Source organism: Pseudomonas sp. GL-R-19 (genome assembly GCF_019956375.1).
Classification (GTDB): domain Bacteria; phylum Pseudomonadota; class Gammaproteobacteria; order Pseudomonadales; family Pseudomonadaceae; genus Aquipseudomonas.
On the sequence record NZ_JAHBDJ010000076.1, the window covers coordinates 1 to 3,106 of the forward strand.

Genomic DNA, 3,106 nt, shown 5'->3' on the forward strand with positions numbered 1-3,106 from the left:
CAAATTGCTTGGGTGTTATATGGTCAAGCCTCACGGGCAATTAGTATTGGTTAGCTCAACGCCTCACAGCGCTTACACACCCAACCTATCAACGTCGTAGTCTTCGACGGCCCTTCAGGGGACTCAAGGTCCCAGTGAGATCTCATCTTGAGGCAAGTTTCCCGCTTAGATGCTTTCAGCGGTTATCTTTTCCGAACATAGCTACCCGGCAATGCCACTGGCGTGACAACCGGAACACCAGAGGTTCGTCCACTCCGGTCCTCTCGTACTAGGAGCAGCCCCTCTCAAATCTCAAACGTCCACGGCAGATAGGGACCGAACTGTCTCACGACGTTCTAAACCCAGCTCGCGTACCACTTTAAATGGCGAACAGCCATACCCTTGGGACCGGCTTCAGCCCCAGGATGTGATGAGCCGACATCGAGGTGCCAAACACCGCCGTCGATATGAACTCTTGGGCGGTATCAGCCTGTTATCCCCGGAGTACCTTTTATCCGTTGAGCGATGGCCCTTCCATACAGAACCACCGGATCACTAAGACCTACTTTCGTACCTGCTCGACGTGTCTGTCTCGCAGTCAAGCGCGCTTTTGCCTTTATACTCTACGACCGATTTCCGACCGGTCTGAGCGCACCTTCGTACTCCTCCGTTACTCTTTAGGAGGAGACCGCCCCAGTCAAACTACCCACCATACACTGTCCTCGATCCGGATAACGGACCTGAGTTAGAACCTCAAAGTTGCCAGGGTGGTATTTCAAGGTTGGCTCCACGCGAACTGGCGTCCACGCTTCAAAGCCTCCCACCTATCCTACACAAGCAAATTCAAAGTCCAGTGCAAAGCTATAGTAAAGGTTCACGGGGTCTTTCCGTCTAGCCGCGGATACACTGCATCTTCACAGCGATTTCAATTTCACTGAGTCTCGGGTGGAGACAGCGCCGCCATCGTTACGCCATTCGTGCAGGTCGGAACTTACCCGACAAGGAATTTCGCTACCTTAGGACCGTTATAGTTACGGCCGCCGTTTACCGGGGCTTCGATCAAGAGCTTCGCGTTAGCTAACCCCATCAATTAACCTTCCGGCACCGGGCAGGCGTCACACCCTATACGTCCACTTTCGTGTTTGCAGAGTGCTGTGTTTTTAATAAACAGTCGCAGCGGCCTGGTATCTTCGACCGGCGTGGGCTTACGCAGTAAATGCTTCACCCTCACCGGCGCACCTTCTCCCGAAGTTACGGTGCCATTTTGCCTAGTTCCTTCACCCGAGTTCTCTCAAGCGCCTTGGTATTCTCTACCCAACCACCTGTGTCGGTTTGGGGTACGGTTCCTGGTTACCTGAAGCTTAGAAGCTTTTCTTGGAAGCATGGCATCAACCACTTCGTCACCCAAAGGGTAACTCGTCATCAGCTCTCGGCCTTAGAATCCCGGATTTACCTAAGATTCCAGCCTACCACCTTAAACTTGGACAACCAACGCCAAGCTGGCCTAGCCTTCTCCGTCCCTCCATCGCAATAACCAGAAGTACAGGAATATTAACCTGTTTTCCATCGACTACGCTTTTCAGCCTCGCCTTAGGGACCGACTAACCCTGCGTCGATTAACGTTGCGCAGGAAACCTTGGTCTTTCGGCGTGGGTGTTTTTCACACCCATTGTCGTTACTCATGTCAGCATTCGCACTTCTGATACCTCCAGCAAGCTTCTCAACTCACCTTCACAGGCTTACAGAACGCTCCTCTACCGCATCATCCGAAGATGATACCCGTAGCTTCGGTGTATGGTTTGAGCCCCGTTACATCTTCCGCGCAGGCCGACTCGACTAGTGAGCTATTACGCTTTCTTTAAAGGGTGGCTGCTTCTAAGCCAACCTCCTAGCTGTCTAAGCCTTCCCACATCGTTTCCCACTTAACCATAACTTTGGGACCTTAGCTGACGGTCTGGGTTGTTTCCCTTTTCACGACGGACGTTAGCACCCGCCGTGTGTCTCCCATGCTCGGCACTTGTAGGTATTCGGAGTTTGCATCGGTTTGGTAAGTCGGGATGACCCCCTAGCCGAAACAGTGCTCTACCCCCTACAGTGATACATGAGGCGCTACCTAAATAGCTTTCGAGGAGAACCAGCTATCTCCGAGCTTGATTAGCCTTTCACTCCGATCCACAGGTCATCCGCTAACTTTTCAACGGTAGTCGGTTCGGTCCTCCAGTCAGTGTTACCTAACCTTCAACCTGCCCATGGATAGATCGCCCGGTTTCGGGTCTATTCCCAGCGACTAGACGCCCTATTAAGACTCGCTTTCGCTACGCCTCCCCTATTCGGTTAAGCTCGCCACTGAAAATAAGTCGCTGACCCATTATACAAAAGGTACGCAGTCACCCAACAAAGTGGGCTCCCACTGCTTGTACGCATACGGTTTCAGGATCTATTTCACTCCCCTCTCCGGGGTTCTTTTCGCCTTTCCCTCACGGTACTAGTTCACTATCGGTCAGTCAGTAGTATTTAGCCTTGGAGGATGGTCCCCCCATATTCAGACAAAGTTTCTCGTGCTCCGTCCTACTCGATTTCATGACCAAGAGATTTTCGCGTACAGGGCTATCACCCACTATGGCCGCACTTTCCAGAGCGTTCCGCTAATCTCAAAGCCACTTAAGGGCTAGTCCCCGTTCGCTCGCCACTACTAAGGGAATCTCGGTTGATTTCTTTTCCTCAGGGTACTTAGATGTTTCAGTTCCCCTGGTTCGCCTCTTGCACCTATGTATTCAGTACAAGATAACCATCTTATGATGGCTGGGTTCCCCCATTCAGACATCTCCGGATCAAAGTCTGTTTGCCGACTCCCCGAAGCTTTTCGCAGGCTACCACGTCTTTCATCGCCTCTGACTGCCAAGGCATCCACCGTATGCGCTTCTTCACTTGACCATATAACCCCAAGCAATCTGGTTATACTATGAAGACGACATTCGCCGAAAATTCGCACTTGCTCATAGAGCAACTCACAAATTTTACCTTAGCCTGATCCGTTACCAGTGAAAGTAACGTTCAGTCTATCTTTCTATCACATACCCAAATTTTTAAAGAACGAACTAGTCAAAGACTAGAAATCAACATTCAC

Annotated in this window: 1 rRNA gene; it reads right to left on the minus strand. The window is 51.2% G+C overall.

Annotation, left to right across the window (positions count from 1 at the left end):
- Positions 1-19: 19 nt before the first annotated feature.
- Positions 20-2,913: ribosomal RNA gene (locus KGA83_RS26785) — 23S ribosomal RNA — on the minus strand.
- Between the last annotated feature and the right edge of the window lie 193 nt (positions 2,914-3,106).